The organism is Methyloceanibacter sp. (assembly GCF_051306395.1).
Classification (GTDB): Bacteria; Pseudomonadota; Alphaproteobacteria; order Rhizobiales; family Methyloligellaceae; genus Methyloceanibacter.
On record NZ_JBPPND010000155.1, the window covers coordinates 1 to 3,524 of the forward strand.

Annotated in this window: 5 protein-coding genes and 1 pseudogene; 3 read left to right on the plus strand and 3 right to left on the minus strand. The window is 63.8% G+C overall.

The window, feature by feature from the left end:
• Positions 1-28: 28 nt before the first annotated feature.
• The 3 genes and pseudogenes from ACSLE4_RS08030 to ACSLE4_RS08040 form a co-directional block, all read left to right on the plus strand.
• Positions 29-361 (plus strand): annotated as a pseudogene (locus tag ACSLE4_RS08030) (elongation factor 1-alpha C-terminal domain-related protein); the annotation flags it as partial.
• 54 nt (positions 362-415) lie between these two features.
• The gene (locus ACSLE4_RS08035) at positions 416-1,213 is read left to right on the plus strand and encodes a sulfite exporter TauE/SafE family protein (protein WP_435903947.1); all 798 of its coding nucleotides are present in this window, start codon (positions 416-418) and stop codon (positions 1,211-1,213) included.
• 91 nt (positions 1,214-1,304) lie between these two features.
• Positions 1,305-2,177 carry an FkbM family methyltransferase gene (locus tag ACSLE4_RS08040; RefSeq protein WP_435903948.1) on the plus strand — a complete coding sequence of 291 codons (873 nt, stop codon included), beginning with the start codon at positions 1,305-1,307 and terminating at the stop codon, positions 2,175-2,177.
• Between the two features lie 28 nt (positions 2,178-2,205).
• Here the strand turns inward: ACSLE4_RS08040 and ACSLE4_RS08045 are convergent, their stop codons facing one another.
• The 3 genes from ACSLE4_RS08045 to ACSLE4_RS08055 form a co-directional block, all read right to left on the minus strand.
• Positions 2,206-2,424, minus strand: coding sequence for a hypothetical protein (locus tag ACSLE4_RS08045; protein WP_435903949.1), 219 nt, complete (start codon positions 2,422-2,424; stop codon positions 2,206-2,208).
• 216 nt (positions 2,425-2,640) lie between these two features.
• Complete coding sequence (locus ACSLE4_RS08050) at positions 2,641-2,883, minus strand: hypothetical protein (RefSeq protein WP_435903950.1); 243 nt, start codon at positions 2,881-2,883, stop codon at positions 2,641-2,643.
• Positions 2,884-2,983: 100 nt separating this feature from the next.
• A complete protein-coding gene (locus tag ACSLE4_RS08055) occupies positions 2,984-3,367 on the minus strand; it encodes a hypothetical protein (RefSeq protein ID WP_435903951.1) in 384 nt (127 codons plus the stop codon).
• Positions 3,368-3,524 lie beyond the last annotated feature (157 nt).

Consider the following 3,524-nt stretch of genomic DNA (forward strand, 5'->3'; position numbering starts at 1 on the left):
TACGTAGGCCTCGAACCCGGCCCATGCCTGCGGCATGAACGACATCGCCGATTGCCGCATTTTGCTCGGCCGGGCTACCGCGCTCGACCTGTTCAGCGATCTGCCGCTCACGGGCAATTTCGTGCTGGTCAACGCCGTCGACGGCACGACCGTGGCGGGCGGTGTGATTACCTGGGTGCAGACGGGTGCGGCCGCCGTGGGCGACAATGTCCTCGTTCTTGACCGGGCCCGGCTCGCCGGGCTCTGCGCCGATCTCGGCGAATCCCCGGAAGACAAGGCCGAATACGAGCGGCGTGCGCACGAGGTGGCAATTCTGCTACGCTCGGCGGGGGTTCCGGTTCTGATCGAAACTGACCAATAATAACGGCTTAAGTGGCAGCGATCGCGCCGGTAGCGTAGGGGGAGGCCCTCATCGATGACTGACCTCAGTGGGGTGTGGGCCCTGCTGCCTTTGGCTGGCGCTGGCTTTGGCGTCGGCTTTCTCGTCGGACTGACCGGGGTGGGCGGCGGTGCGTTGATGACGCCGTTGCTGATCTCGACGTTCGGCGTAGCGCCCGCGGTCGCCGTGGGCACCGACCTGCTCTATGCGGCGGTGACCAAGACGGTTGGCAGTTGGCGTCATCACCTTGCCGAGAATGTCGAGTGGCCGATCGTGCTGCGGCTCGCCCTAGGCAGCATTCCCGCCGCGCTCATCCTGCTCGCGGTCATGGCCTACGTGCCGTTCGACACCGTGAAGATGGCGCAATGGATCCGCTATGGCTTGGCCTTCGCCCTGCCGGTCAGCGCCGCGGCCATTGTGCTCTATCCCATCCTTATTAGGGGCCACGCCACGGGCGACGCGAACGGCAGTCCGCCGCCGCGCGTGGCGGCGACTGTTGTGTTCGGCGCGGCGCTCGGCTTCCTCGTGACACTGACCTCGGTCGGCGCCGGCGCCATCGGCGTCGTGGTGCTCGCCATGCTGTTTCCGCTGATGCCCGCCAAGCGCATCGTCGGGTCCGACATCGCCCATGCGGTGCCGCTCACGCTCGTGGCTGGCGCCGGTCATCTCGGCCTCGGCCATGTGGATTTCGGCGTCTTGCTGGCGCTGCTTTGCGGCTCGATCCCCGGCATCCTGTTCGGCACGCGGCTGGCGGGCGTGGCGCCGGAATGGCTGCTGAGGCCGCTCTTGGCGTTGACACTGTGCTACGCCGCCTACGCGCTGCTCTACAAATAGCCGCTCAAAAGATAGATGCCGCGCTCGGTGTACTGATGCGGCGCCGGAATAAAGGACGCGGAGTCGCCGGGTGGATTTGAGACGTCTTGCATTGCTCGTTCCGCCCATCAGGCGGCTGCACGAAGATCGTGCTCGACTGTGCGAGGAGTGCGCGCGGCTGACCGCCAAGTTGGAAGAGGAGCGCACGCGGCTGACCGCCAAGCTGCAAGAGGAGCGCGCGGGGCTGACCGCCCAGCTGCAAGAGGAGCGCGCGCGGCTCACCACCCAATTGCGCGAGGAGCGAACCCGGCACGCCGCCGCGCAGCCGATGGCGCGGTTGTTTCAACAGATGGAAGCATGCGGCATAGACTTGGTCCTCGATGTGGGAGCCAATAAGGGACAATTTGCCCAGAGCTTGCGGAGCGGGGGATTTCGCGGAGAAATCGTCTCCTTCGAGCCGCTGAGCATCGCCTTCGCTGTGTTGCAGCGCCATTGCGACGAAGACGACGCCTGGTCTTGCATCAACGCAGCGCTCGGCGATGCGGATGGGGAGGCTGAGATCAACATCTCCGCGAATTCCTACAGCAGTTCGCTCTTGCCGGTCCGCGACTGGACCGTGGCGGTGGAGCCGGGGATCGCCTATGTGGCGCAAGAGACGGTCTCGGTGCGGAGGCTCGATGGGCTTCTGGGCGAGTTGCCGCGCGCGAAACGCATCTTCCTCAAGGTTGACACGCAAGGCTTCGATCGTCCCGTGATAGAAGGTGCCACGGGCATCCTCGACCGCATCGTCCTAGTGCAGACGGAGCTGGCCTGGAAGCCGGGCTATGACGGACAGGCGGAGCTCGGCGAGATGCTCGCCCTTATGAGCGGCTTGGGTTTCGAGCCGGTGCACATAATGCCGGGCTGGGTCGACAAGACCGGCTTCCTCCGCGAGGTCGACGTCGTGTTTGCTCGGGAGGGCGAGCAAGGCCTTCCCGGAACGTGACGCTACGCGCTGCTCTACAAATAGCCGCTCAAGCGACGTTCTGTTGCTCCAGCCCACCCAAGGCTTTGTCGATATTGTGCTTGGCCGCGGTCAGCGCCTCCTCCGGGCTCAGCGACAGCGTGAGCAAGGGAGACTGGGTGAGGATCGGCAGGTCGGACCGGGTCGGATGAACGTTCGCGCACCAGTTCGACCACTCTTGCCGCAGCTTGATCTCATAGCCACGGTATTGGGACTTATCGCTCGGCATGACACCGTCCTCCGCGATTGTCCCCCCGCTAGTTAAAGCAAAACGCCGGTTGGCCCGCCGAAGTTTCACCAGCTTTGTGGCAAGAAAGAGCGCATCCGGCCAAAATCGGCTCATATGGTTGAGCCCCATTAGGCTGGGGGCTACGCCGCGATCTCGCCTTCCGCGCGCCGCCTAGGGGCCTGTGTCGGACTTGGCGGCGTCAAGCCCTCCGGCCGACTACTCGTTCTTAGCGCGGCACTTCTTCTTGAAGAAGCCGCGGTTCATGAAGCGCGGATTGCGCATGAAAGGCGGGGCCGTGAGGATGCAGTCTTCGCCCGCTTGGCGCTTCGCTTTCTTCTTGGCCTGCTGCTCCGTCGCATAGACCTGCTCCGAGCCTTGCTTCTTGGCCATGGCCGGCCCGGCCACGCCGATCAGCAGCGCGGCGATCAATATGGGGATGATGGCTTTACGGTGGGTCATCGTCTCTCCTCGCCGCTTCGGAACATAACACGACTGGGAAGAGCTGGTGCCGCCGCTCAGGATTGAACTGAGGACCTCGTCATTACCAATGACGCGGTTATCATGACTTAACGTCTTGTTTTTTTATCTCTTTTATTAAGAGCCTTTCGCTTACTACCCCACCTATACCCCACTTCATCGACCGCCTTGTCGACATCTTGGCGCTCGAGGTGCCCATATGTGTCGAGCACCAGGCGCGGGCTTTTCCACCGCCGGCCTCGGCCACGAACTTGACGGACTTGCCGTCGGCGAGGAGGCGTGAGGCGAAGGCGTGGCGGCCGATGGCGTGGCTCCCGTAATAGCCGCCGACCTTCTTGCCGTTCTTGTCCGTGACGAGGATGCCGGCTCGCTCGCAGGCCTTAGAAAGCGCCCGGTAGACGCGTGATGAGCAGTGCAGCGAGCTTCGGCGGGCAATGGGGCAGCCGCTTTGGGTCAAAGCGGGCATGAACCTAACCGGTCGAGATGTCTTTCTCTGACCGATGCTGTCGATAAAGGCGTTGAGAGTGGCGCCGAACGGTGATTCCGTCTGCTGAGGGTTGGCGACGGAGGACTGGGCGATGATGGGTCGGCAGAGGCGGGACCAGGGCAGGCTGTTCTACGAG